This window comes from Pseudomonadota bacterium (genome assembly GCA_039196715.1).
Taxonomy (GTDB): domain Bacteria; phylum Pseudomonadota; class Gammaproteobacteria; order CALCKW01; family CALCKW01; genus CALCKW01.
On the sequence record JBCCUP010000023.1, the window covers coordinates 25,838 to 49,641 of the forward strand.

Genomic DNA, 23,804 nt, shown 5'->3' on the forward strand with positions numbered 1-23,804 from the left:
AACAGCCGAATTCGATTCAACGGGAGACAAACTGGCCGTGCAAACCCATCGGCAGGCCGTATGTCAGCGTCGCCTCGGCGACAGGGCCGTCTTCGACGTGTGCCGCGTTGAACACCGAGATACCCGTTCGGCGCGTTTTCCAATTGTAGTGGGTGCCAATCACCCACCCGACACCGGCCGTGCCGTGCGGCGCAGGCACGAACAGATGTTCCTCGGCCAGGGTGTTGCTGCCGTAGTCGTACAGCGCCTCTGTCCCACGTGCGCGGTCGAACACGGTGACCGTGTTGAAGCCGAAGGCCGCAGGTGGCAGGGATGCCGCGCGCCCCATCATCACCAGCGCATTGGTGCGGCGGCCGGTGAATCGCTGGTCGAATCGAGGAAAATCGATGCCCGAGGTGGGCAGAGTGTCAATCTCTGCGGTGCCGGTCAGCAAATTCAGGCGGATCTCGGCGGCTTGTGCGCGGCCAACGGTCGCCGGCAGACGCTGACCGCGTGTCGCGGCCTCGATGTCGGCCATGAGCGAGTGAAAGTCGGGCGCTGTTGCCACTTCCACGCGCAGGCTGCCGCCATCACGCCAGGCGTTGCCGAGGTGGAAGGCAAAGAACGCGGGCAGTTCGAAGCGGTGGCTGACCGACAGTGTGTCCTTGTCCACCAACAACACGTGCACAGCGCCGTCGCTGTCCCACCGGAGCCTGTCCAGAAACGGGCTTGCGGGATCGCCCTGGCGGTCGAATCGAATGGGTTGAAGCACAAAGACGAGGTGCTCTTCGGTGATGGCGAAATCGTGCACCATGTCGGCGTTCGGCGCGTCGATCAGGGTGACCCGGTGCATCGAGCCATCGGCGTTCAGGTCGTAGAGCACCAACTTGCCGCTGCCACTGAGGTAACCGAAATTCCAGATGCGGCCCGTTGGGTCAACGCGCGGATGGGCAGAAAACGGCAAGCCATCGGTGTCTGTCGAGAACACGTGGCGTTCGAGCGTTTCCAGGGTCTCCGCGTGCAGGCGGTATGGTGATCCGGCCTCCCACAACGCGAGGATATCGTCGCCGACGGGCAGCACGTTGATGTTCGCGACGTTCACGTCGTCCGGGTGCGCAACGGTACGACCGTCGTCAAAACCGGTGCCGAAACCGCTCCAGAGAAACCTGCCGGCCTGCGCCTCTATGGCCGAGCGGGCCGTGTCCACCATGCGCGCTCGGTGCGTGAGGTGGTCGCCGTCCAGGGCGAAGGCATGCACCATACCGTCGCCGTCAAACCAGTGGTTGTAGCGGGTATCTCCGCGTTGCATGCGCGCGGGGCCGTTGCGGTACAAGGTGCCGCGCAATCCGGCCGGTAACGGTGCGTTGAACCGCACGCGCGTCGGCCCGTAGGTGTCGGGCACGTCGCGAAAACTACTCGCGAAGGCCTGCTGCGCATCAGGGACACGGTCCACGGCGCCGGCCCGTGGTGAACAACCGAACGCGTAGGCGAAACCGCCTGCGACCGCCGATTGGCAAAACGCGCGGCGATTGAGCTGGGGTTGGGCGGTTGACATGTCAGGCCCTCAACGCATCGTGATGGACAGGGCGTAGCCATCGGTCGGCACCGTGAACCGGGCGTCCTCCCACCCCGGCGGGCCGAAGACCCGCTTGCCCTGCAGTGATGCCCCCCAGGGCTCTCGCGGCAGGCCGAGCAGGTTCGTGTCGAGTTCACCGTTGCCGTTCCGGTCGTGCATCACCATCACCGCGTAGTCGCCCGGTGCGAGGTTGCTGAAGGTGAACTGCATGGTGCCAGCGACGGCCGGTGCCTGCTGTGCGGCGTGCACGGTCTCGCGGAAGCTCGATGCACTGCTGTATAACGCCAGCATCACCATGCCGTCGTTGTCAGCGACGGGATCGAGCGTGATTGTGAGGTCGGCGGCGGTGGCGGTGCCCGTGCAAACGGCGGCGAGAAGGGCCGCGCGCAACGCGCGGTGAGGGCGGTGTGTGTTCATGCTGTCGTGGCTCCTGTCTCAGGGTGGTCTGGGTGCGGGGGTGTTCCGCACCCGCTCGAAGGCTATCGTCGGCCGGCCTGGGTTGACGTGCGAGCGCGACGCGACGAAGCGCGCGAGCGGGCGACCGGCGGTGAGTACGGTGCGTGAACGGGACGATCGAGCGTCCGTCCCGCCGGCGGGGGTGGGGTCTTCGGAACGACAGGCCCTGCTGCGGCCGGGTGGATCAGCGCTGTGCGGGGTCGATGCGCAGCAGCAGGCCGGTGGCCAGCGCCAACAGCCCGGCGGTGATCAGAAACGGTGCACCGGGCATGTCCAGACCGCCGCCCGGCCGGGTTGCGAGGTAGAAGGCACCGGTGGCGATCGGGGGTGTCAGCACGGCCGTCAGCGCCGTGATGGCGCTGAGGATGCCTTGCAGTTCGCCCTGCGCGTCGGCACCGACACGCCCTGACAGCGTTGCGGTCAGCGCAGGCGGGGCCAGATCGGACAGGGCGGCCAAACAGATGAGCACAAACACCAGCCACGGGGCCGCGACAAGCGCAAAACCCAATGCCGCCAAGCTGCCGGCGACACACCCCCACAAGGCAATCCGCCACTCGCCAAAGCGCGACACTGCGGGCCCGACGAGCACACCTTGGACCAGTGCCAGCAGGATGCCGTAGGCGGCGAGCGACGCGCCGATCAGCCCGGGTGACCAGCCGAACTGCGCCGTGCTCCAGTAGGCCCACAACGTCGGGTAGATGTGGTTGCCGAGGTGGAACAAGGCGACCACGATGAGCAGCGGAGCGATGCCGGGTAGCGTGAACGCCGCCGCCAGGGCGCGAAACGGGTTTGTGACCCGCCAGTCGATCGGTCGACGGCGATGTTGCGGCAGGGTTTCGGGAAAGGCGAGGGCGCCAAACAGCAGGTTCGTGCCGGCGAGCACCGCGGCGAGCATGAACGGTGCGCGGATGTGCCAGCTGGCCACCAGGCCGCCGAGCGCCGGCCCGAGCACGAAGCCGATGCCGAACATCGCGCCGATCAAGCCAAAGCGTGCGGCGCGGCCGGATTCCGGGGTGATGTCGGCAATCACGGCGCTCGCGGTCGCGTACGTGGCCCCGGCCGCGCCGGCGATCGCCCGCCCCGCCAGCAGCACAACGAGGCCGCCAGCGAGGCTCAGGATCACGTAGTCAACCGTGAGTGCCGCGAGGCCGACGAGCAAAACCACGCGCCGCCCGAACCGATCCGACAACGCTCCCAGCAGCGGGGCGCAGAGGAACTGCATCGCGGCGTAGAGCATGCCAAGGACACCGCCCCAGAGCGCCGCGTCGCTCACACTGTCGAGGCCCAGGGACTGCAGCAGCGCGGGCATCACGGGGAAAATCAAGCCGATGCCCATGGCATCAATGCACACGGTGGCCAGGGCAAAGCCAAGTGCGGCACGTTCGCCACGCGCGGGGCGGGAGTGGGTCATGGCGTGGCGCGGTCGGTCGGGTGCTCAGTGTCGCACGCCACGGCTTCGGTGTCTGTGGGGCATTTTGCTGCACAGTGAACTGCGCCTTTGCGCCATAGTACCGTGCTCTGGCGCAGAGATTCGATACGCCCTGCGTGACATGGCGGACTGCGTTATGCTTGTCCGTTACCCGATACACGCAGAAAGCGGAACTTCGATCACATGAACATTCACGAGTACCAGGCCAAGGCGGTGCTGAAAGGGTTCGGCGCACCTGTCGCCGAAGGCATGGCCATCCTTGACAAATCGGACGTCGACGCGGCGCTCGCAGCGGTTCCCGGCCCTGTACGCGTCGTCAAGAGCCAGATCCACGCAGGTGGGCGCGGCAAAGGCAAATTCAAGGAGCTCTCGGCAGACGCCGCGGGCGGTGTGCGGCTTGCCAAATCCGACGACGAGGTGCGTGCGCACGTCGAGGAGATGTTCGGCAACACGCTCGTGACCAAACAAACCGGTGCGTCGGGCAAACAGGTGAACCGTCTGTACCTCGAGGCCGGTGCGGACATCGCACGGGAGCTCTACTGCTCGATTCTGGTCAACCGCGAAACCGGCAAGGTGGCGTTTGTTGCGTCGACCGAGGGTGGCATGGACATCGAAGCGGTGGCCGAGGCCACGCCCGAGAAAATCCACACGATCGACGTCGACGCAGCGGCCGGCGTGGACGCGACGACCGCGGCGAAGCTCGTCGCCGCGTTTGAACTCGAGGGCGCAGCGGCCGAGCAGGGACCGGCCCTGTTCAACTGCCTCTACACCGCCTTCACCGAGACGGACATGAGCCTGCTCGAGGTCAACCCGCTCGTGGTGCTCGGCGACGGTGGCCTGCGCGTGCTCGACGCGAAGGTCTCGTTCGACGGCAACGCGCTGTTTCGGCACCCGGAAATTGCCGAGTTGCGCGACGAAACCGAAATGGATTCAAAGGAGGTCGAAGCGGCCGAGCACGACCTGGCCTACATCGCCCTCGACGGCAACATCGGTTGCATGGTCAACGGTGCCGGGCTTGCCATGGCGACCATGGACATCATCAAGTTGTACGGCGCAGAGCCGGCCAACTTTCTCGACGTGGGCGGTGGTGCGACCACCGAGAAGGTGACGGCGGCGTTCAAGCTGATCACGTCCGACCCCAACGTCCAGGGCATTCTGGTCAACATCTTCGGCGGCATCATGCGCTGCGACGTTATCGCTGAAGGTGTGGTGGCGGCCGTCAAGCAGGTCGGCCTGGAAGTGCCGCTGGTCGTCCGACTCGAGGGCACGCGCGTGGAAGCCGGCAAGACCATCATCAACGAGAGCGATGTGGCTGCGGTGGCCGCAGATGACCTCGACGACGCCGCACAGAAAATTGTCGCGGCCATCAAGGGAGCTGCCTGATGTCGATCATCGTAGACGCCAACACCAAGATCCTGGTTCAGGGACTGACCGGCGGCACCGGCACCTTTCACACCGAGCAGGCGCTTGCCTACTACGGCACGCAGATGGTCGGCGGCATCCACCCGAAGAAAGGCGGTACCGACTGGGTCGGCAACGTCGACGGCACGGAAACCACGCTACCCGTGTTTGCCTCGGTTGCCGAGGGTGTCGAGCGCACCGGCGCCAACGCCTCGGTCATTTACGTGCCGCCTGCGGGCGCAGCGGCAGCGATCATCGAAGCCATTGACGCCGAGGTGCCGTTCATCACCTGTATCACCGAGGGCATTCCGGTGCTCGACATGGTCAAGGTGAACGCGCGCCTCGCCAGTTCGAACTCCAGGCTGCTCGGGCCGAACTGCCCCGGCATCCTGACCCCTGAAGCCTGCAAGATCGGCATCATGCCGGGCTCGATTTTCCGCAAGGGTTCGGTGGGTGTGGTCTCGCGCTCCGGCACCCTGACCTACGAGGCGGTCTACCAGACCAGCCAGGCGGGTCTCGGGCAGACGACGGCTGTGGGCATCGGCGGTGACCCGGTCAAGGGCACCGAATTCATTGACGTGCTCGAGATGTTTCTCGCGGACGAGGCGACCGAGTCGATCATCATGATCGGTGAGATCGGTGGCAGCGCCGAGGAAGACGCGGCGCAGTTCCTGGCGGACGAAGCCAAGAAGGGGCGCAGCAAACCCACCGTCGGGTTCATCGCCGGCCGCACCGCCCCGCCCGGACGCACCATGGGGCACGCAGGTGCGGTGATCTCCGGTGGCAAGGGCGGCGCGGAAGACAAGATCGACGCGCTGGAAGCAGCGGGTGTCTCGGTCTCACCGTCGCCGGCCAAACTCGGCGAAACACTCGTCGCCCGACTCAAGGGCTGACTGTCCTGCGGGCTGCGGCCCGGGACTGTGTCGGTGTGCCCATTCGGGGCACGCCGAACGCAAGCTACCGTTCCCCGGGGCGTCGACCGACGCCCGATTCACACGGGTGAGCACTCACCCGGCAGTGCGCTCACCGGCACGGCAGCAGAACCGCTGCTCGGCGTTCGGCAGTGCCAGCGCATCATCATCCCGTCACTCAGATCCAGCGCCAGCCACAGCTCGGTCTGGTCCAGCGAGCCGGTCGCCGGGCCGAAGGTCGCAACCAGGCGCTCGCGGCCCGCTTCGTTGGCAAAGTGAACCCGGGCAATCTCGGCGTCGCGGTTGCCGTCGAAAACGTACTCCGTGTCGTTTGCCGGCAGTGAGCCGGTGACCGCGTAAGTCTCGGCCACACGGTTCTTGGTCTCCTGCAACACGGTGAAGGCGTTGGACACCAACGACTTGCGCACCGAGTTGCCGTACTGCGGCGCCGCGATGGCGGCGAGGATACCGACAATGGCAAAAACGATGAGGAGTTCGATCAAGGTAAAACCCGTCTGGTGGCGACGCATGGCACTGTCCTGTGTTGTGTTTTTGTGAACTGGCGCGTGTGTGCCAGCCACTTTGCCAACGCGTTCGAGGAAAAGGTGTGCGGCAGTTCTCGTTTTGTGTGTCGTAACCGAAACACGTCGACGTCCGGGTTTTGGGGAGTGTGAGGTGCGTCACGTGCCACTGCGGCGTGGCCGCGGGCGCAGGCGGGCGGCGTTGCGGCTCAGCTCACCCGCGTGCGCAGTGCGGCCGGCGGGTCTCGGCGGCAGCCGGCGCGCAGTCGGGATCGGGGGGCGCAGGCCGCGGGTCGGCAGATGGCGCCGTACGGGCGCGGGCGGGGCACGCGGACGGTCTGTGGGAACGTGGCCGCCAGCTGCGCTGATCAGGCCTTATCGGCACTCGCTCGGCAGCGCATCTTCGGGCAGCGCGTGGCCGCCAGAACCGCCGTTGAAGTTCATGCAGGTCCAGCCGAGCATGCCTGGTGTCGACTCGTCCATGACCAACCAGAGCCGCTTGTTGTTGAGGCCCGGCGAACCGGGCCCGAAGTGCGCCACGATGCGTGAGCCCCAAGGCGCTGCCGTGTACCAGTGGACGTAGGCGATTTCGGCGTCGGGGTCGTTGTCCTCGTAGAAGCGGTCGCTGTTCGACGGCATGGCGCCGCCCAGCGCGTGGTTTTCCATGATCTGCAGCTTCGCCGATTGCATCAGCCCGAAGGCCGTCGAGACCGTGGCCTGTTGCACGTAGGTGCGGTAGCTTGGCACGGCGATGGACGCGAGGATGCCGATGATCGCAATGACGATCATCAGCTCGATCAGCGTGAACCCGGATTGGCGTCGCATCATGGTGTGACCTTCATCGGTGTGATCGGACTAGCGGCAGTGTCAGTGCACGCTTGAGCACACCGGCGCGTCAGCGCAAGGCGATGGACCGGCTCAGATTCCGGTTTTGTGTCCTGCGGTCATCACAGCGGCGTGCGGCAGCAAGGTCGCCAGCAGTTCGGGCAGCAGTTTCGGCGTGGCAGCCACGATCGAACCGGATTGCAGCCAGTTCTCGCCACCCGCGAGGTCGGTGACCAGGCCGCCGGCTTCGCGCACCAACAGGGCGCCTGCGGCGATGTCCCACGCTTGTAAACGGCTTTCATAGAAGCCGTCGAACTGCCCGGCGGCCACCGACGCGAGGTCGAGCGCGGCGGCGCCCGGCCGGCGGATACCCACGGTCTTCTCGGCGAAGGTGCGCAGCACCGCGAACTCGGCATCGAAATCGTCGCCCTCGCGAAAGGGCAAACCCGTGCCGAGCAGCGCCGTGTTGAGCGAACGACAGTTGCTGACGCGGATGCGGCGGTTGTTGAGCTCGGCGCCAGCGCCGCGGGAGGCGGTGTAGATGTCCTGCGAGACGGGGTTGTACACCACGGCCTGTTCCAGGCGGTTGCGGTAGGCCAGGGCAATCGACACGGCGAACTGCGGAAAGCCGTGCAGAAAGTTGGTCGTGCCGTCGAGCGGGTCGATGATCCAGCGGTAGCCGTCGTCCGCCTTGCCAGCCAGCTCGCCGCTCTCCTCGGCCAGAAAACCGTGGTCGGGGTAGGCCTTGTGGAGCACGTGGACGATTTCCGCTTCCGCTTGCCGGTCGACGTCGCTGACGAAGTCCTTGGCGCTTTTTTCGGTGACGCGCACCCGGTCGAGCCGGTCAAAGTTGCGCATGATAATCTTGCCGCCCGCGCGCGCAGCGCGCACGGCGATATTGAGCATGGGGTGCATGGCTGAAGCAGGTAAAGAGCGTCGACAGCAGGATAGAGTAGCGAACAATGACTGAGCGCGCGACCACACCGGGGTCGGCGGTGCCGGCCGGCGGCGCGTTGGATCGGCTGCGTTTCGTGTTGGTTGAGACGTCACACCCAGGCAACATCGGGGCGGCAGCACGCGCGCTGAAAACGATGGGCTTCGGCGAGCTCGTGCTGGTCTCGCCACGCCACTTTCCGAGCGCAGAGGCGACCGTGCGGGCTTCAGGCGCCGACGACATTCTGCAGCGTGCGCTGGTGTTCGATTCATTGGCCGAGGCGATTGCCGATTGCAGTGCCGTGTTCGGCACCAGTGCGCGATCCCGCAGCATCGAGTGGCCGACCCACACGCCCTGGGCGCTCGCTGCCGAAATCGCCGAGCGCCCGGCCGAATCCGCGGCAGGCCCCGTGGCCGTGGTGTTCGGTCGGGAGAGCAGTGGCCTGACCAACGACGAATTGATGCTCTGTTCGGCGCGTGTGCACATTCCGGCGAACCCGGACTACAGCTCGTTGAACGTGGCGTCTGCCGTGCAGATCCTCGCCTACGAGATCGCCAGCCACAGCGCACGCCACGGCGGCACAACAGCGCCGACGAGCGACGCAGATCCCCGGGCCGATCAGGACGACATGAACCGCTTCTACCGGCACCTGGAGTCGGTGTTGGTCGAGATCGGCTATTACGACCCGGAGAAGCCCCGCCAGCTCATGCGTCGTCTGCGCCGGCTGTTCAACCGCTCGGCACTCAGCCGGTCGGAGTTGCAGATCCTGCGTGGCGTGTTGGTTGCGGTCGAGCGGGCGAAGCGCGCCTGACCGGGCAGGCGGTGACCGAGTCGTCACACCAGTACCGGGCGAACGGGGATCGCGGGTCGGGGGCGGCGCAAGCGCGTTGACGCGCAAACACCACAAGGTTCTGACAGCCCGGCACCGTCGCGAGCCAGACGTGGGCAAAGGCCGCGCGGACAGCACCAACCAGCGCGATGGCGTGACGCTGGTCCGTCGGCAACAGGTTGACGACGCAGACACCGTCCTCGCCCAGGTGCTCGGCCAGCACGCCGTGAAAGGCTGGATCCGCTGCCGGCCCCGACCCGTCCCGGGTGCTGTGCAAATCGCAGAACACGGCGTCGGATGGCGCTTGGCTCCGGTGCACATACCGCTCCGCACTCGCCATGACGACGTGGTCGGGGTGCGTGCCACCAAACCACCGGTGCGCGATCCGCACCACGGCGTGTTCCCGTTCGACCGAGGTCACACAGGCGTCGGGCACGTGTTGTCGCAGTGCGCCGGCGAGCGTGCCGCAGCCGTAGCCGAGGTCCAGTACCCGGAGGGGTCGTTCGGCGAGGCAGAGGCCCGACAACATGGTCCGGATGTAGCCGAGCGCCGGGGTGTCTGGCGTACGCCGGTCGATGGCGGCGTGGATCGCCCCGTCAGGCGTCTCCAACCAACGCCACCGAGCCTGCTCGAAGACGCGCCACTCCGCGCTTTCGCCGGCCTCCTGGTGAACTAAGGTGGCCCGATTCGTGTCCGGGTAGTCAGTATCGGCAAACATCGGTGTCGGTCGTGCGGTGCATGCGGTTTGTGTGTGCGAATACCGTTCCGCCGTGGGTCGGGGCGCTGCGTTGACACCCGCGCGGCCGGTGCGGGACACTGGTGGGTCGAAAGCGGCGTGCGTTGCGCACGCGGCAAAACGGCCTCAACAAGCGGGGTGGTACCCATGTGGCAATTGATCAAAGAAGACGTCAACAGCGTGTTTGGCCGTGATCCGGCGGCACGTAACGTGTTCGAGATCGTTACCTGTTACCCAGGTGTCCACGCCATCCTGTTTCACCGCGTCAACCACTGGCTGTGGGGGCGGGGGTTCAAATGGCTCGCGCGCTGGTTGTCGTCGGTTGCGCGGTGGTTGACCTCCATCGAGATTCACCCCGGTGCCGAGATCGGACGCCGCTTTTTCATTGACCACGGCATTGGCGTTGTCATCGGCGAAACCTCGCAGATCGGCGACGACGTGACGCTGTACCACGGTGTCACGCTTGGCGGGGTGGCAAGTTTCGAGGGCGAAGGGGGCAAACGGCACCCGACCCTCGGCAACGACGTGGTCGTGGGTGCCGGCGCGAAAATCCTCGGTCCGTTCACCGTCGAGGACGGCGCGCGCATCGGGTCGAACGCGGTGGTGCTCAAGCCGGTAAGCCCTGGTGCCACGGTCGTCGGTATCCCCGGGCGCGAGGTGGCCCGCAAGCGCGGTCTGGACGCCGAACGCGCCGATTTCGCGCGGCAGATCGGTTTCGACGCCTACGGTCAGACCGCCGACATGCCGGACCCGGTCGCCCAGACCATCAACGGCATGCTCGATCACATGCGGGACATGCACGGTCGCATGGATCAGATGTGTCACGCGATGCGCGCCATGGGACGTCAGGTCGACACGCTGAAACCCCTGGAGATCGACTTTCCGTGCGACGAGCTCGCCGAGACAGCCACAGCGCAGACACCGGACGAGGCGAACGACGGCGCGATCGCGTCTGACGCACCCCCCGAACCGCCGTCGAAGGCCGCCAACGCCTAGCGCGGGCGGGGAGCACACCCATGCGACTGACGACACGAGGCCGCTACGCGGTCGCGGCCATGTTCGACCTGGCGCTGCAGCCGGCGAGTCAGCCGGTTGCGCTGGCCGACATTGCCGGTCGGCAGGACATTTCCCTGTCCTACCTCGAACAGCTGTTCGGCCGCCTCCGGCGTGCGGGCCTGGTCGAGAGCGTGCGTGGGCCCGGCGGCGGATACCGGCTCGCACGCGAGACCGATGCGATTTCGGTGGCCGAGATCCTCAGCGCGGTCGATGAACTGCTCGACGCGACCCACCGCGGTAGCCACAAGACGTGCCAGCGAGAACAGCGTTGTCCGACGCACAACCTGTGGCAGGCGCTGACCGTGCAGATCGAGCACTTTCTCAGCCGGGTTACCTTGGCCGATCTGCTGGTCGAGCCCGGCAACGCCGAGCAGCCGCTGCGGCACATGAAGCTGCCCAGCGCGACCGGCTCGACCCCGGCCCCTTGAGCGGCCTGTGCTACCTCGATAACGCTGCGACCACGCCGGTTGACCCGCGCGTGGCCGATGCCATGGCCGCGTGCCTGACTGTCGACGGGGTGTTCGCCAACCCGGCCTCTTTCAGCCACGCCCACGGCTTGGCGGCGGCCGACCGGGTCGACGCCGCGCGCGATGCCGTTGCCGCCCTGGTGGGCGCGTACCCGGAGGAAGTCGTCTTCTGTTCGGGTGCCACCGAGGCCAACAACCTCGCGTTGCTCGGGGTGGCGGGTCGCCTTTCGAACCCCGCTCACATGGTCAGTGTCAAGACCGAACACAAGGCCGTGCTCGACCCGCTCGCGCGGCTTGCCAAGGCCGGCTGGCACATCGACCTGCTCGACGTCGACGCGGCGGGCCGTGTCGATCTTGGCGCGCTCACGGCAGCGATGCGCCCCGACACGGCGCTCGTCTCCGTGATGCACGCCAACAACGAAATCGGGACCGTGCAGGACATTGGCGCGATCGGCGCGGTGACGCGCGCGCGCGGCGTGCTCTTGCACGTGGACGCGGCCCAGAGCGTCGGCAAGATCCCCGTCGACATGCACGCCATGCAGGTCGACCTCCTGAGCGTCTGTGCGCACAAGTTTCACGGCCCCAAAGGCGTCGGTGCGCTGTGTGTGCGGGGTCGGCCTCCGGTGCGCCTGCAACCGCAGATCCTCGGCGGTGGCCACGAACGCGGGCTGCGCTCGGGCACCCTGGCAACGCACCAGATTGTCGGCCTCGGGACCGCGTGTGCGGTGGCAGCGGACGCGCTCGCCACCGAGTCGGCACGGCTGGCTGGGCTCAGGGATGCCCTCTGGTCACGCCTGCAGCGGTTGCCTGGCGTGCGCTTGAACGGGGCGATGACCGAACGCCTGCCGGGTAACCTGAACGTCTCGATCGACGGGGTCGAGGGCGAGAGCCTGTTGCTTGCACTCGAGCACGTTGCCGTTTCCAGCGGCAGCGCCTGCACCAGCGCCGACCTGACCCCGTCGCACGTGCTGCGGGCGATCGGGTGCACCCCCGAGCAGGCGCAGGGGTCGCTGCGTATCAGCTTCGGGCGTTTCAACAGCGACGCTGACGTCGACCTGGCCGCGCGCGACATCGAACAGGCGGTGCAGCGGTTGCGCGCGCTGTCCCCCGGTGGCTGAGCGCCTGTCCGAGGCCGTGCGGTCGCGGTTCCGCGCGCCGCGGTTCGCGCTGACTGGCGCGTTGGCGGGGGGCGGCGCCACGGGTGCCAGCGGCGCGCGCGCCGCGGGTGCCCTGGTCGAGGTGCACCTCGGTGTGGGTGGCGACGGCGCGCTGCACGCCCGGTTTCGAGCGTACGGTGACCCGGCGACGATCGCCGCAGCGGAGTGGGTGTGCGAACAGGTTGACGGTGCGCTGCCGCCCGTCTCGCCGCCTGCGGTTGCCGCCGTCTCGCGAGCGCTGGCGCTCCCGGCCAGCCGGCAGCACGCCGCGCAGCACGCGGTCGATGCCTTGCGGGCCGCGCTTGGCCGCCTCGACTGACGTGCGCCTCAGCTGGTCAATCTGACAACTGAATCACGCAGCGGACGGGCCATTGCGGTACACTTGTGGGTTTACCTAACCCGTGGCTGGCGTGACGCCAGCCGCCCCTGACGAGGCACCAGACCATGGCCGTTGAGCGGACCCTCTCCATCATCAAACCCGACGCCGTCGCCAAGAACGTGATCGGCAAGATCTACCAGCGTTTTGAGGATGCCGGCTTGCAGATTGTCGCTGCCCGCATGATGCACCTGAGCGCTGAGCAGGCAGGCGAATTCTATGCGGTCCACAAGGAGCGGCCGTTCTACAACGACCTGGTCAGCTTCATGACATCCGGCCCCGTGATCGTGCAGGTGCTCGAGGGCGAGAACGCCATTGCCGCGCACCGTGACGTGATGGGTGCCACCAACCCGGCCGAAGCGGCCTCGGGCACCATCCGCGCCGACTTCGCGAGCTCGATCGACGAGAACGCCTGCCACGGCTCCGATGCCGCCGAAACCGCCGCGGTCGAGATCGCGTTCTTCTTCGGCGACGACGGCGTCTGTCCGCGGACCCGCTGACGGACCCATGTCTGCCCTGTCCCCCAGCGTGACCGTCACCGGTGCGCCGGTGATCACCGGGCGCACCAATCTGCTCGGCCTCGACGAGGGCGGCATGGTGGCCTTTGTCGAGTCGTTGGGGGAGAAGCGGTTCAGGGCTCGGCAATTGTTGAAGTGGCTGTACCACCAGGACGTCCGCCAGTTCGACAACATGACCGACCTGAGCAAGGCGTTCCGGGCGGCGTTGCGCGAACACGCCGAAGTGCGTCTGCCCGAGGTCGAGCATGCACACGTGTCGCAGGATGGCACCTGCAAGTGGCTGTTCAAGGTCGACAGCGCGAACGCGGTGGAGACGGTGTTCATTCCCTCCGAGGACCGCGGCACCCTGTGCGTGAGCTCGCAGGTCGGCTGTGCGTTGGATTGTTCCTTCTGCGCCACCGCGCGGCAGGGCTTCAACCGCAACCTGAGCACAGCCGAGATCGTCGCCCAGGTCTACCTCGCGTCCGAGCTGCTGCGCAGTGACGCCTACCGGGCGGTGGGCTTTCGGCGGATCACGAACATCGTGATGATGGGCATGGGGGAGCCGCTGGCGAACTTTCGCCAGTTGGTCCCGGCGCTCAACCTGATGCTCGACGACAACGCCTGGGGCCTGTCCAAGCGGCGGGTCACGGTCAGCACCTCGGGCATCGTGCCGGCGATCGACCGCCTGCGAGAGGCGGTCGACTGCTCGCTGGCGGTGTCGTTGCACGCGCCCGACGACGCGTTGCGCGACGAACTCGTGCCGATCAACCGCAAATACCCGATCAAGGATCTCATGGCGGCCTGCCGTCGCTATGTCGAGCGGGACCACAAAACCCACATCATGTTCGAGTACGTGATGCTCGCCGGTGTCAACGACTCGCCTGAACACGCCCGTGCATTGGCTAAACTTGTCAAATCCGTGCCGTGCAAGGTCAACATGATTCCGTTCAACCCCTTTCCGGGCTCCGGTTACACCGTCTCCTCCGAGACGGCAATCAATCGGTTCTGGGATGTCCTCAACCGCCAACGGGTGCGCACAATCAAGCGCCGCACGCGCGGTGACGACATTGACGCTGCCTGTGGGCAGTTGGCTGGGGATGTGACGGACAAGAGCCGGCGCGCGGCCAAATTTGCTGAACCTCGATTTGGAGAGTCGCGCCCGTGAACCCCATCATCACCAAGCTTGTCCGCGCCTGTGTCGCATGCCTTGTAGCCACCGTGGTCCTTGCAGGGTGCGCCTCGAACCGCGAAGCGGCGAACGCCAACATGGCGCGCGCCTCGCAGCTCAACGCCGAGCTGGCGCTCGGCTACCTGAACCAGGGCGACCTGCAGCAGGCGAAAGCGAAGGTCGAGAAGGCCCTGGTCCAGAACCCGCGCAACCCGCTGGCGAACAACCTGCAGGGCGTGGTGTTCCAGCGCCTGGACGAGCCGACCCGGGCCGGTGCGCATTTCCGCCGCGCTGTGGAGTTGGCCCCGGACGAGCCGGAGTACGCCAACGCGTACGGCGTCTTCCTGTGCGAGCGCAAGCAGTACGAAGAGGGCATCCTCCAGTTCCTCGACGTTGCCGAGAACCCGCTCTACCGCACCCCGGCGCTCGCCTTCGAAAACGCGGCCAACTGCGCGCTGCAGGCCGGCAAGACCGGTATCGCCGAGAGCAATCTCGTGCGCGCGCTCGAGATTCGCCCGCGTTTCGCCACTGCGCAGTTGAGCCTCGCCAAGTTGCAGGCGGATGAGGGGCGCCCCGATGACGCCATGGATTCCCTTCAGGCGCTCGAGCGCTACGCGCCGAGCAGTGCAGAGAGCCTCGCTCTGGGTGCCCGGGTTGCGCGTCGGCTCGGCAACCGGGACGTCGCCAACAGCTACGTTCGGAAACTGCAGCTGAGCTTCCCGAACTCCTATCAGGCCAAGGTCCTGGCAAACGAGAGCTGACGCACCGCGTCACCGATTCAACGAGGCCGCCCGTACGGCACACGGCAGACATGAGCATAAACAGCCTGCGCGGTATGCACGACATACTTCCGTCCCAGTCGAGCGAGTGGCAGCGGCTTGAGCGCGCGGTGCGCACGCTGATGAACGCCTACGGCTACGGCGAAATGCGCACACCGGCGCTCGAAAAGACCGCGCTGTTCGCGCGCGGCATCGGTGAGGCAACCGACATCGTCGAAAAGGAGATGTACGCCTTCGACGACCGCAACGGTGAATCGATCGCGTTGCGCCCCGAGAACACTGCGGGTTGTGTCAGGGCGGCGATTCAGCACGGTCTGCTCGGCCAAGGCGTGCAACGGGTGTGGTACAGCGGCCCGATGTTCCGCTACGAGCGGCCGCAGAAGGGCCGCTATCGGCAGTTTCACCAGATCGGTGCGGAAGTCTATGGCGCCGCTGGCGCGCTCATCGAAGCCGAGCTGATCTGCCTCAGCGCGCGGCTTTGGCGCGAGCTCGGTATCGACACGGCCGTCTCGCTGGAACTCAACAGCCTGGGTACGCTCGAAGAACGGCAGGCGTTTCGGGCCCAGTTGGTGGCCTATTTCGACGCCCACCGCGCTGCGCTCGACGACGACAGCGAGCGCCGCCTGGCCTCGAACCCGCTGCGCATCCTCGACAGCAAGAACCCGGATATGCAGGAGCTGATTGCCGGCGCGCCGTCTTTGGAGGCGTGTTTCGGTGACGACTCTCGGGCCCACTTCGAGGCGGTGCAGTCGGCGTTGAGCGAGGCCGGCATTGCGTTTTCGCTGAACCCGCGCCTGGTTCGGGGCCTCGACTACTACTCGCACACGGTGTTCGAGTGGACCACCGACCGACTCGGTGCACAGGCGGCGGTGTGTGGTGGCGGGCGCTACGACGGGCTGGTCACCCTGCTCGGTGGCAAGTCGAGTCCGGCCGTGGGGTGGGCGATCGGCATGGAACGCCTGCTCGAGCTGGTGTCGGAGTTGCGGGGCGCCGCCCCGACCGTGGCGCCGCAGGTGTTCGTGGTTGCGGCAGCAGGCCAGGCGGAATCCAGGGCGCTGGCGCTTGGAGAGCGTCTGCTGGACAGCGTTCCAGGCTTGCGCTTGCAGTACAATGCGGTGGGGGGCAGCTTCAAGGCCCAGTTCAAACGGGCTGACAAGAGCGGCGCCGAGGTCGCGCTGATCCTGGCCGACCAGGAACTGGCGGACGGCACCGTCACGCTCAAGCCGCTGCGCGGCGTGGGCGAACAGCAAACCGTCTCCGTCGACCAGCTGATCGAGCAGGTGACACACATGATTTCAGGAGAATAGGCGCGTGGCCTACGAAACAGACGAACAACAGGTAGAGGCGCTCAAGGCCTGGTGGGACGAAAACGGAACGTCGATCATCGTCGCCGTGGTCGTCGCGTTGGCTGTGGTGGGCGGCTGGCGTGGTTGGCAGGCCTGGCAGGGCAAGCAGGCGCAGCTGGCCTCGCGCGTGTACGCGGAACTCATCGAAACGGTTGAGCGCAACGACGCGGCGGCGGCGGGCCACTTCGACACCTTGAGAGCGGACTACGCTGGCACACCGTACGCGACTCTCGGCGCCTTTCACGAGGCGAAACGTCTGGTCGAGGCGAGCGACCTGGGCGGCGCGGCGACGGCCTTGCGCTACGCGGTCGACAACGCAGACGACGCGGACCTGAAGGCGGTTGCCGCCCTTCGCCTGGCGCGTGTGCTGTTGGAGCAGGGCGACCACGCGGCGGCGCTGGACGCGCTGCCGGCCGAGGCGCCCGCGTCGTTCGAGGCGCTGACCGAAACGGTGCGTGGTGACGTGTTGCTCGCCCAGAACAAAACCGCTGAAGCCCGCGCGGCCTACGAGCGTGCGCGGGAATCGAGTGCCGACGTGGCGGACGAATCGCTGCTCGACATGCAGATCCTCGACCTCGCCGGGCGCGCCAACCCGTGAGACCCTGGCGCGCCATCGCTGCGTCGGTCTGTGTTGCCCTCGGTGTGACGGCCTGCGCGTCGAAGCCCGCGGTGCCGCCGACCGAACTCGAGCCGATCGCGGCGCCCAGTGTGTCTTTCGATCTTGTCTGGCAGGCCGGGTTGCCGGGTGAGGCGCGGTTTGACGGCGCGTCCTTTGCGCCGGCGCTTGCGGATGGCGTTGTTTATGCGGCGAGTGCGTCGGGTGCGTTGAAATCGTTCAGTTTCAACGAGGGCAAGACGCTCTGGGAGCGAGACCTCGACCGCCCGCTTTCGAGCGGCACCAGCGTCGACACGCAGAGCCTCTACGTCAGCACGCGCGACGGCTCACTGCTGGCGCTCGACCGCGAATTCGGCACCGTGCGCTGGGAGGCCATGCTCGACCGCGAGGTGCTGCGGGCGCCGCTTGTCGACGCAGGGCAGGTGTTGATCAGCACGACCTCGGGCGAACTGTACGCGCTCGACGTCGTCGATGGCAGTGTGCTCTGGCAGTACCGCTACCAGGCGCCGAGCCTGACCGTCCGCGGCGCGGGCTACAACGTGTACGTTCCGGGCGGGTACCTTGCTTCACTCGACGACGGGCGGCTCGTGGCGCTCGAGGAGCGCAACGGTCGGGTGATCTGGGAGAGCTACATTTCGACACCGCGCGGCCGCACGGCAGTGCAGCGCATCGTCGACGTCGACGCGCCGCCTGTGGTGGTCGGGGGGGCGGTGGTGGTCGGCTCTCGGCGCGGTGATGTCACGGCGCTGGATGGGCGCACGGGCGAACAGAAATGGTCCCAGGTGCTCGATTCCGTGGCCGGGCTGGCCGGGGATGACGACGCTCTGGTTGTGGTCGAACGCGACAGCACGCTGGTTGGCCTCAACGCGACGACCGGCGAGCGGCTGTGGACCACCGAGGCGCTGCGCGGGCGGCAGTTGAGCGACCCGGTCAACCACCGCGGTGCCATCCTGCTCGGCGATTTCGATGGCTACATTCACGCCGTGAGCCCGCGCACCGGCGCACTGGTTGGCCGGTACCGGGTCAGTGACACAGCCGTGCGGGCACAGATCATCTCCGCCGGGACGGACGTGCTGGTGCAGAGCCGCAACGGCGACCTGGCGCGACTGGCGGTGGTCGGCGGCGCACGGTGACCGACGAGCAGGCCGGTGGCACGCCACCAGGCGCCGCCACGCCAGTGGACACCACGCCAATGGGTGCCACTCCAGTGGGTGCCACACCTGTCATTGCCCTGGTCGGCCGCCCCAACGTGGGCAAATCGACCCTGTTCAACCGCTTGACGCGCTCGCGAGACGCGTTGGTCGCTGACATCCCCGGGCTGACCCGCGACCGCCGCTACGGCGACGGCGTGGTCGGCGGCTTCCCCTACATCGTGATCGACACCGGTGGTTTGCAGGACCTGGAAAACCCGCTGGGTGGCGACGTCGGTCGGCAGGCGTGGCAAGCCGTGGACGAAGCTGATCTCGTGCTCTTTCTGGTGGACGGTCGCAGTGGCCCAACGGCCGACGATGACGACATCCTGAGGGCGTTGCGGGGCCGCAAGGCGCCGACGCTGTTGGTGGTCAACAAGATCGACGGCATCGGCGAAGACCGGGCGGTGGCGGACTACTACAGCTTCGGGCTCGGCGAGCCGGTGCCGATCGCGGCTGCGCAGAACCGCGGCATGAGTCACTTGCTGGCGACGGTGGCCGACGCGCTCGCCGTCACGCCGTTGGCAGAGGGCGAGCCCCGAGAGGCGGCCGCGGCTCGGCCCAAGCGGCGCGGGCCGCCGCGCATCGCCATCATCGGGCGCCCCAATGTGGGCAAATCCACCTTGATCAACCAACTGATCGGCGAGGAACGCCTGGTGGCCTCCGACATCGCCGGCACCACGCGCGACAGCATCACGGTGCCGTTTGACCGGGGCGGCCGTCGCTACGATCTCATCGACACCGCGGGTGTGCGCCGCCGCGGCAAGGTCCGCGACGTGGTCGAGAAATTCAGCGTGGTCAAGACCCTGCAATCGGTTGATGCCTGCGAAGTCGCCGTCGTCCTGATCGATGCCACCGAGGGGCTCACCGAGCAGGATCTGCACGTGCTCGGGTACGCGTTCGACGCCGGACGCGCCATGGTGCTCGGGGTCAACAAGAGCGACACCCTGGACAAGGCCGCGCGGGACGGCCTCAAGGCGGAACTGGCTCGGCGGCTCGGCTTTGCCCGCTTTGCCACGACGCATTTCATCTCGGCGAGCAAGGGGACGGGCCTGGGCCAATTGCTGCGCGCCATCGACCGGGCCTACGCCTCCGCGACGACCGACCTCGCGACGCCGCAGTTGACCCGCTTGCTCGAGCACGCGGTGACCCAGCACCAACCGCCGTTGGTCCACGGGCGGCGGATCAAGCTGCGCTATGCCCACCAGGGTGGCAGCAACCCGCCGGTGATCGTCGTCCACGGCAAACAGGTCACACAGGTGCCCGCCGCCTACCGCCGATACCTCGCCAATTTCTTCATCGAGCACCTGATGCTCGAGGGCACGCCGCTGCGGATCGAATTCCAGGGCGGTGACAACCCGTTTGCCCACCGCGCGACCGGCGGCGGACCGGCGCCGGTCAAGTCGCGGAAACGCCCGGGCAAGGGAGCAGGGTCTCGGCAGCAACGCCGCTGAGGACGGCCCGCGCGCGCCCCAAGGTAGTAATTTAGTACTTTATTTTCTCCTGAGCCGGTCGATTCCGTCTGAAACCGCGGCCGCACCGGCGTGCGCGGTTCGCATCGGGAGTCTCAATGGACGGATCGGTACTGGCTTTCTCTGCCCTCTGCGTCGCCTGCGTGGTGCACGGCGGGTGCTACGTGGCACGACGGCTGCTGTTGCGCGCTGCGGTGACCGACGGTTGGGATCTGCTGTCCCGCGCCTTGCACAACCGTCACGACATGCTCGACAGCGTGCGCCGAATCGTGCGCCGGGACGGCCTCGAGCAATCGCTCGGTTTTCACGCCGTAACCGAGGCTCAGTCCGCGGCGCGCGAGGCACTCAAGGGTGATGACTTCCAGCGGATCGTCGGCGCCGAACACCGCCTCGGGGCACGCCTGGAGGCGGTGATGGCGCTGATCGCCGACCACCGGTCACCGGACACCGACGCCGGTGCCGGCGGTTTGGACGATCTGCACGCCTGCTTGACGGTCGCCAACACCGCGGTGGACATCGCGGCGTTGCGGTACAACACCGCGGTCGAACGGAACAACGCGGAGGTGAACGCGGCGCGTTTCGACTGGATCGTCGCCTTCAGCGGGCCGGCATACGCGCTCGCGTTCCGGCCCGCCGGTCAGCGCATCGAAACCGATGAACCCTATGTGCTGATCGCGTGAACCGGAGAGGGTCAGGTCGCCGAGGCGCTGTCGAGGCGGTGCTGTCGGCGTCGCGCGAGCAGCATCACGCCGACGATGACAGCGGCGCCGGTGAGGTTGTAGAGCGTCTCCAGCGGCCAGTAGGCGCCGACCGCGCCGAGGGCCATCAATGGGTAGTCGAGCGGGGTCAACGGGCCTTCGGAGAACATCTGCAGCAGCGTGTTGGTGGCGTAGATGCCGAAGAGCGAGAAGACCGCGATCTGGGTGACCTCGAGCGCACTGCCGGTCAGTAGCGGTGTGTACGCGAACAGCAGCGGCACGATATAGAGCCCCTTCGCCACTTTCCAGGCCTCGAATCCCGTGGCCATCGGCCGTGAACCCGCGATACCGGCGGCAGTGAACGCCGCAAGGCACACCGGCGGTGTCACGTTGCTGTCCTGGCTCAGCCAGAACACGATCAGGTGTGCGGTGAGCAGGAAGCCGGTCATCAGCGCCGGGTCGACGATCATCGGGCGAAGGGCGATGGCGATATCAAAGGGCAGGGCGGCCATCAGCGCGGCCGCCGCTTCGGGCGTGAGCCCGTCGGCGAGGCCGGCCACGTGGGGCGAGTCCAACAGGCTCAATGTCGCCAGGGCCATCGGGTCCGACACGCCGGCGACCAGGTGCTGGAGGATGACGGCGTCGGCGAGCAGCCCGGCCAGCGCCGGGGCTGACAGGATCGATAGCACGATGTAGGCGGCGGTCACGGGCAGGCCCATGCCGAGCACCAGCGACGCGATCGTCACCAGCGCCAGTGCGAGCAACATCGACCCTTGTGACCACTGCGTGATCATCAAGGCGAAGGTGTTCGCCAGGCCAGAGGTTGTCACGGCGTTGTTGATCAGGCCGACAGCGACCAACAGAATCGCGGTCATGACGGACGTCTTGATGCCGAGCGACAGCGCGCGCAGGATTTTCTCTGGCGTCATCTTGTTCGGTGTGAGCCAGCTCACTGCGATCAGGCTGAAGATCGCGAGGCAGGCCGCGTAGTTCGGCGTTCGCCCCATGACCAGCAAGGTCGTCATCAACGCGAGCGGAAAGAGAAAATTCAGCACGCCCGCGACGATCTTCTGGCGATCCACGGGTTCGACGTTTTCGGTGCCTATGTTGTATTTTATAGCTTCGATACGGACGACGAAAGCCACCGACAGGAAGTACAGCAGCGCGGGAATGATCGAGACCAGTACGATGTCGGCATAGGGGATGCCGGTGTAGCTCGCCATGATAAAGGCGCCTGCGCCCATGATCGGCGGCATCAACTGGCCACCGGTCGAGGCCGACGCCTCGACTCCTGCGGCGAATTGTGGCCGAAAGCCGTTGGCTTTCATCAAGGGGATGGTGATCACGCCGGTTGACGCGGTGTTGGCGATTGCCGACCCGGAAATCGTGCCGGTCAGCGCCGACGAAATCACGGCCACGAATGCCGCGCCGCCGCGGAAGCGGCTGGCGACCGATTTCGACATTTCAATGACGAAGTCAGACGCCCCGGAGACGACCAGAAAAGCGCCGAAAATCATGAACAGCGTGATGTTCGATGACGAGATGCTGGTGATGATGCCGAACATGCCCTCGTCGTTGTACAACGACCGGAACAGCACATCGTCGAGCGGCAGCGACGCCGCGCGGAACGCGCCGGGCAGCCACTGGCCGAGAAACAGGATGTACGCGATGGCGAGCACGATCAGCGCGGGGATGATCCACCCTGTCAGCCGCCTCGACAGCTCGATGGCGCCGACGATCACCAGCAGGCCCGCGGTCCAGTCCAGCACCGACAACTGCCAGCTCTGGCCGGTCTTCGCGAGTGTGGCTGCGTAAATGCCGTTTTCGGCGGCAGCGACCCAGAGCGCGGCGAGCGCCAGCGCGACCGCGAACGCGCGGTTCAGCCAGACCGCCCAGGGCTTGCCACCCGTAAAGGTCGTCAGGGTCGCGAGCAATGCAAACCCGGCGTAGTGAATGCAGTTTTGCCAGCGGTCCGACTCGGTGATCACCAGGTTGGTCGCGATGTGCCAGAGCGCAAAGGCGCACACGCCGAGGTACAGCAGCGTGTTGAACCGGTTGCGGTCTCGCAGGGCGTTGGGATCGAAGAACGCGGGCAGCGTTTCGTCGTTTGCGTTGGGTGACGTGGTTGCCATGTCAGCGTCCGGACACGCGTGTGGAGTTCAACGGAGCAGAGTGCCCGCGCAGCGAAATGGCTGCGCGGGCGAGGGTGACCGGGTCAGTCGGCCAGCAGGCGCTCGGGCAGGTCGATGCCCATTTCGCTGTAGTAGCGTGCCGCGCCCGGGTGCAGTGCCACCGGCAGGCCCGCCGTCGCTTTCTCGACAGCCATGGCTTTGGTCGCCGGGTGGATGGCCTGCAGGAAGGGCAGGTTCTCGTAGATCGACTTGGTCAGCAGGTACACGTGCTCTTCGTCGACGCTCGCGTTCACCGCCAGAAAGTTCGGCTGTGCGATGGTCTGGATCGGCGCGTCCTGGTTCGGGTAGGTGCCTGCTTCGATGGTGTAGGGAACCCAGAGGTTGCGGCCGCCGTCCATCTTCGCCGCTTGCTCAGCGGTCACGTCCAGCACGGTGAAGCCGTCGCCGTTGGTTGACATCAACTTGGTGATGGCGCTGGTTGGCGGGCCGGAAGGCAGCCCGGCACCGACCACCTGGCCGTTGGCCAGCGCATCCGCGGACGGGCCGTAGCCTGCGTGGTAGAGCTCGTAGTCTGCCTCGATGTCGAGGCCGAGGCCGGCGAGGAGGACGGTGTTCGATCCGATCGTTCCGGAGTTCTGCTTGCCAAAGGCCATGGTGCTGCCCTTGACGCCCATGAGGTCGTCGACGGTGCCAGTGGCGGCCTTGTCTGCGGCGAGGACGAACTGCTCGACGTTCTGCCAGAGCATCGTGACCGAGCGCATGCCGGTCTGCGGCTCGCTGACCGGGCCGGTGCCGGTGGCGGCGTAGTGGCCGTAGAGGCCCTGAATGATCGCGAACTGTGCGGTGTCGGCGGCGAGTGCCTGGACGTTGGCGCCGGAGCCAGCCGAGTTCACTGCCGTGAGGCTGAACTTCTGCTTGGGCAGCAGCTTCACCTTGCTCAACGTGGCAATGGCGGTGCCGACGGGGTGGTAGGTGCCACCGGTCGAGGCGGTGTTGAGGATGTAGTCCGTGTCGGCGTGTGCCAGGGTGGACGCGGCCAGCGCCGCGCCCAGGGCAACCGACTTGAGCGTGCGGGAGAGGGGGCTCGTCATGAGAGCAGGCTCCAGTATGTGAAATGGGGCCTGCTATTTTTTGCTACTGCGCGCCGATGATCAATTTGATCTATCCATTTGATAATTGTGGATAAACTGATCGGTTGGCAAGGGCCTCGTTCAGCTGTGGAGCAGGGATAGGCAATTTTTTGCCGAAAT

At 66.6% G+C, this 23,804-nt stretch carries 24 protein-coding genes; 15 read left to right on the top strand and 9 right to left on the bottom strand.

The genetic code is table 11. The features are described from left to right. Positions 1–16: 16 nt before the first annotated feature. The 3 genes from AAGA11_10150 to AAGA11_10160 all read right to left on the bottom strand — a co-directional run bounded on the left by AAGA11_10150 (position 17) and on the right by AAGA11_10160 (position 3,422). Positions 17–1,534: a carotenoid oxygenase family protein gene (locus AAGA11_10150; protein ID MEM9603213.1), complete on the bottom strand. Its 1,518-nt coding sequence runs from the start codon at positions 1,532–1,534 to the stop codon at positions 17–19. Between the two features lie 9 nt (positions 1,535–1,543). After that, on the bottom strand, positions 1,544–1,972 hold the full coding sequence (locus tag AAGA11_10155; protein MEM9603214.1) for a DUF2141 domain-containing protein: 429 nt from the start codon (positions 1,970–1,972) through the stop codon (positions 1,544–1,546). Positions 1,973–2,195: 223 nt separating this feature from the next. After that, the gene (locus tag AAGA11_10160; GenBank protein ID MEM9603215.1) at positions 2,196–3,422 is read right to left on the bottom strand and encodes an MFS transporter; all 1,227 of its coding nucleotides are present in this window, start codon (positions 3,420–3,422) and stop codon (positions 2,196–2,198) included. Between the two features lie 201 nt (positions 3,423–3,623). Between AAGA11_10160 and sucC the strand changes: the two genes are divergently transcribed. Beyond that, the gene (gene sucC, locus AAGA11_10165) at positions 3,624–4,823 is read left to right on the top strand and encodes an ADP-forming succinate--CoA ligase subunit beta (GenBank protein MEM9603216.1); all 1,200 of its coding nucleotides are present in this window, start codon (positions 3,624–3,626) and stop codon (positions 4,821–4,823) included. Continuing rightward, a complete protein-coding gene (gene sucD, locus AAGA11_10170; GenBank protein ID MEM9603217.1) occupies positions 4,823–5,734 on the top strand; it encodes a succinate--CoA ligase subunit alpha in 912 nt (303 codons plus the stop codon). The genes sucC and sucD overlap by 1 nt, the downstream gene beginning before the upstream one ends. A gap of 98 nt (positions 5,735–5,832) precedes the next feature. Here the strand turns inward: sucD and AAGA11_10175 are convergent, their stop codons facing one another. From AAGA11_10175 to AAGA11_10185, 3 genes are all read right to left on the bottom strand, one after another. Then, entirely contained in the window at positions 5,833–6,282 is a 450-nt protein-coding gene (locus AAGA11_10175) for a prepilin-type N-terminal cleavage/methylation domain-containing protein (protein ID MEM9603218.1), read from the bottom strand. A gap of 366 nt (positions 6,283–6,648) precedes the next feature. After that, entirely contained in the window at positions 6,649–7,101 is a 453-nt protein-coding gene (locus AAGA11_10180) for a prepilin-type N-terminal cleavage/methylation domain-containing protein (protein MEM9603219.1), read from the bottom strand. 90 nt (positions 7,102–7,191) lie between these two features. Next, positions 7,192–8,013 (bottom strand): inositol monophosphatase family protein, encoded by an 822-nt coding sequence (locus AAGA11_10185; protein MEM9603220.1) that lies wholly within the window; start codon positions 8,011–8,013, stop codon positions 7,192–7,194. A gap of 47 nt (positions 8,014–8,060) precedes the next feature. Between AAGA11_10185 and AAGA11_10190 the strand changes: the two genes are divergently transcribed. After that, a complete protein-coding gene (locus AAGA11_10190) occupies positions 8,061–8,843 on the top strand; it encodes an RNA methyltransferase (GenBank protein MEM9603221.1) in 783 nt (260 codons plus the stop codon). On the opposite strand, the gene AAGA11_10195 is transcribed toward AAGA11_10190, so the two are convergent. Continuing rightward, positions 8,776–9,579, bottom strand: coding sequence for a hypothetical protein (locus tag AAGA11_10195; protein ID MEM9603222.1), 804 nt, complete (start codon positions 9,577–9,579; stop codon positions 8,776–8,778). The two genes, AAGA11_10190 and AAGA11_10195, sit on opposite strands and share 68 nt — an antisense overlap. A 165-nt stretch (positions 9,580–9,744) precedes the next feature. On the opposite strand from AAGA11_10195, the gene cysE reads away from it, so the two are divergent. The 12 genes from cysE to AAGA11_10255 all read left to right on the top strand — a co-directional run bounded on the left by cysE (position 9,745) and on the right by AAGA11_10255 (position 20,404). Next, positions 9,745–10,593, top strand: a complete 849-nt coding sequence (gene cysE / locus AAGA11_10200; protein MEM9603223.1) for a serine O-acetyltransferase — start codon at positions 9,745–9,747, stop codon at positions 10,591–10,593. A gap of 20 nt (positions 10,594–10,613) precedes the next feature. After that, entirely contained in the window at positions 10,614–11,081 is a 468-nt protein-coding gene (locus tag AAGA11_10205) for an Rrf2 family transcriptional regulator (GenBank protein MEM9603224.1), read from the top strand. Further along, entirely contained in the window at positions 11,078–12,238 is a 1,161-nt protein-coding gene (locus AAGA11_10210) for an aminotransferase class V-fold PLP-dependent enzyme (GenBank protein ID MEM9603225.1), read from the top strand. Before AAGA11_10205 ends, AAGA11_10210 begins: the two co-directional genes overlap by 4 nt. Then, positions 12,231–12,596 (top strand): iron-sulfur cluster assembly scaffold protein, encoded by a 366-nt coding sequence (locus tag AAGA11_10215; GenBank protein MEM9603226.1) that lies wholly within the window; start codon positions 12,231–12,233, stop codon positions 12,594–12,596. The genes AAGA11_10210 and AAGA11_10215 overlap by 8 nt, the downstream gene beginning before the upstream one ends. A 125-nt stretch (positions 12,597–12,721) precedes the next feature. Continuing rightward, positions 12,722–13,153, top strand: coding sequence for a nucleoside-diphosphate kinase (gene ndk, locus AAGA11_10220; GenBank protein MEM9603227.1), 432 nt, complete (start codon positions 12,722–12,724; stop codon positions 13,151–13,153). A 7-nt stretch (positions 13,154–13,160) separates the two neighbouring features. Next, positions 13,161–14,318 carry a 23S rRNA (adenine(2503)-C(2))-methyltransferase RlmN gene (gene rlmN, locus AAGA11_10225; GenBank protein MEM9603228.1) on the top strand — a complete coding sequence of 386 codons (1,158 nt, stop codon included), beginning with the start codon at positions 13,161–13,163 and terminating at the stop codon, positions 14,316–14,318. Further along, positions 14,315–15,082, top strand: a complete 768-nt coding sequence (pilW, locus tag AAGA11_10230) for a type IV pilus biogenesis/stability protein PilW (protein MEM9603229.1) — start codon at positions 14,315–14,317, stop codon at positions 15,080–15,082. Before rlmN ends, pilW begins: the two co-directional genes overlap by 4 nt. A gap of 50 nt (positions 15,083–15,132) precedes the next feature. Next, positions 15,133–16,407 carry a histidine--tRNA ligase gene (gene hisS, locus AAGA11_10235; protein MEM9603230.1) on the top strand — a complete coding sequence of 425 codons (1,275 nt, stop codon included), beginning with the start codon at positions 15,133–15,135 and terminating at the stop codon, positions 16,405–16,407. Positions 16,408–16,411: 4 nt separating this feature from the next. Next, on the top strand, positions 16,412–17,044 hold the full coding sequence (locus AAGA11_10240; protein MEM9603231.1) for a tetratricopeptide repeat protein: 633 nt from the start codon (positions 16,412–16,414) through the stop codon (positions 17,042–17,044). Further along, complete coding sequence (bamB, locus tag AAGA11_10245) at positions 17,041–18,195, top strand: outer membrane protein assembly factor BamB (GenBank protein MEM9603232.1); 1,155 nt, start codon at positions 17,041–17,043, stop codon at positions 18,193–18,195. The genes AAGA11_10240 and bamB overlap by 4 nt, the downstream gene beginning before the upstream one ends. A gap of 59 nt (positions 18,196–18,254) precedes the next feature. After that, positions 18,255–19,706: a ribosome biogenesis GTPase Der gene (gene der / locus AAGA11_10250; protein MEM9603233.1), complete on the top strand. Its 1,452-nt coding sequence runs from the start codon at positions 18,255–18,257 to the stop codon at positions 19,704–19,706. Positions 19,707–19,822: 116 nt separating this feature from the next. Then, positions 19,823–20,404, top strand: a complete 582-nt coding sequence (locus tag AAGA11_10255; GenBank protein ID MEM9603234.1) for a hypothetical protein — start codon at positions 19,823–19,825, stop codon at positions 20,402–20,404. Between the two features lie 11 nt (positions 20,405–20,415). Here the strand turns inward: AAGA11_10255 and AAGA11_10260 are convergent, their stop codons facing one another. Both AAGA11_10260 and AAGA11_10265 read right to left on the bottom strand, forming a co-directional pair. Further along, positions 20,416–22,554 (bottom strand): TRAP transporter fused permease subunit, encoded by a 2,139-nt coding sequence (locus AAGA11_10260; protein MEM9603235.1) that lies wholly within the window; start codon positions 22,552–22,554, stop codon positions 20,416–20,418. Positions 22,555–22,637: 83 nt separating this feature from the next. Then, complete coding sequence (locus AAGA11_10265; protein ID MEM9603236.1) at positions 22,638–23,645, bottom strand: TAXI family TRAP transporter solute-binding subunit; 1,008 nt, start codon at positions 23,643–23,645, stop codon at positions 22,638–22,640. Positions 23,646–23,804 lie beyond the last annotated feature (159 nt).

What these genes read in the sequence shown, in the direction of transcription:
- AAGA11_10190 (MEM9603221.1), top strand. Translation starts at nt 8,061, where the DNA reads ATGACTGAGCGCGCGACCACACCGGGGTCGGCGGTGCCGGCCGGCGGC.
- AAGA11_10265 (MEM9603236.1), bottom strand. Translation starts at nt 23,645, where the DNA reads ATGACGAGCCCCCTCTCCCGCACGCTCAAGTCGGTTGCCCTGGGCGCG.
- AAGA11_10155 (MEM9603214.1), bottom strand. Translation starts at nt 1,972, where the DNA reads ATGAACACACACCGCCCTCACCGCGCGTTGCGCGCGGCCCTTCTCGCC.
- AAGA11_10175 (MEM9603218.1), bottom strand. Translation starts at nt 6,282, where the DNA reads ATGCGTCGCCACCAGACGGGTTTTACCTTGATCGAACTCCTCATCGTT.
- sucC (MEM9603216.1), top strand. Translation starts at nt 3,624, where the DNA reads ATGAACATTCACGAGTACCAGGCCAAGGCGGTGCTGAAAGGGTTCGGC.
- AAGA11_10180 (MEM9603219.1), bottom strand. Translation starts at nt 7,101, where the DNA reads ATGATGCGACGCCAATCCGGGTTCACGCTGATCGAGCTGATGATCGTC.
- AAGA11_10195 (MEM9603222.1), bottom strand. Translation starts at nt 9,579, where the DNA reads ATGTTTGCCGATACTGACTACCCGGACACGAATCGGGCCACCTTAGTT.
- hisS (MEM9603230.1), top strand. Translation starts at nt 15,133, where the DNA reads ATGAGCATAAACAGCCTGCGCGGTATGCACGACATACTTCCGTCCCAG.
- AAGA11_10255 (MEM9603234.1), top strand. Translation starts at nt 19,823, where the DNA reads ATGGACGGATCGGTACTGGCTTTCTCTGCCCTCTGCGTCGCCTGCGTG.
- AAGA11_10150 (MEM9603213.1), bottom strand. Translation starts at nt 1,534, where the DNA reads ATGTCAACCGCCCAACCCCAGCTCAATCGCCGCGCGTTTTGCCAATCG.
- AAGA11_10160 (MEM9603215.1), bottom strand. Translation starts at nt 3,422, where the DNA reads ATGACCCACTCCCGCCCCGCGCGTGGCGAACGTGCCGCACTTGGCTTT.
- AAGA11_10260 (MEM9603235.1), bottom strand. Translation starts at nt 22,554, where the DNA reads ATGGCAACCACGTCACCCAACGCAAACGACGAAACGCTGCCCGCGTTC.
- ndk (MEM9603227.1), top strand. Translation starts at nt 12,722, where the DNA reads ATGGCCGTTGAGCGGACCCTCTCCATCATCAAACCCGACGCCGTCGCC.
- sucD (MEM9603217.1), top strand. Translation starts at nt 4,823, where the DNA reads ATGTCGATCATCGTAGACGCCAACACCAAGATCCTGGTTCAGGGACTG.
- AAGA11_10185 (MEM9603220.1), bottom strand. Translation starts at nt 8,013, where the DNA reads ATGCACCCCATGCTCAATATCGCCGTGCGCGCTGCGCGCGCGGGCGGC.
- cysE (MEM9603223.1), top strand. Translation starts at nt 9,745, where the DNA reads ATGTGGCAATTGATCAAAGAAGACGTCAACAGCGTGTTTGGCCGTGAT.
- rlmN (MEM9603228.1), top strand. Translation starts at nt 13,161, where the DNA reads ATGTCTGCCCTGTCCCCCAGCGTGACCGTCACCGGTGCGCCGGTGATC.
- AAGA11_10205 (MEM9603224.1), top strand. Translation starts at nt 10,614, where the DNA reads ATGCGACTGACGACACGAGGCCGCTACGCGGTCGCGGCCATGTTCGAC.
- der (MEM9603233.1), top strand. Translation starts at nt 18,255, where the DNA reads ATGGGTGCCACTCCAGTGGGTGCCACACCTGTCATTGCCCTGGTCGGC.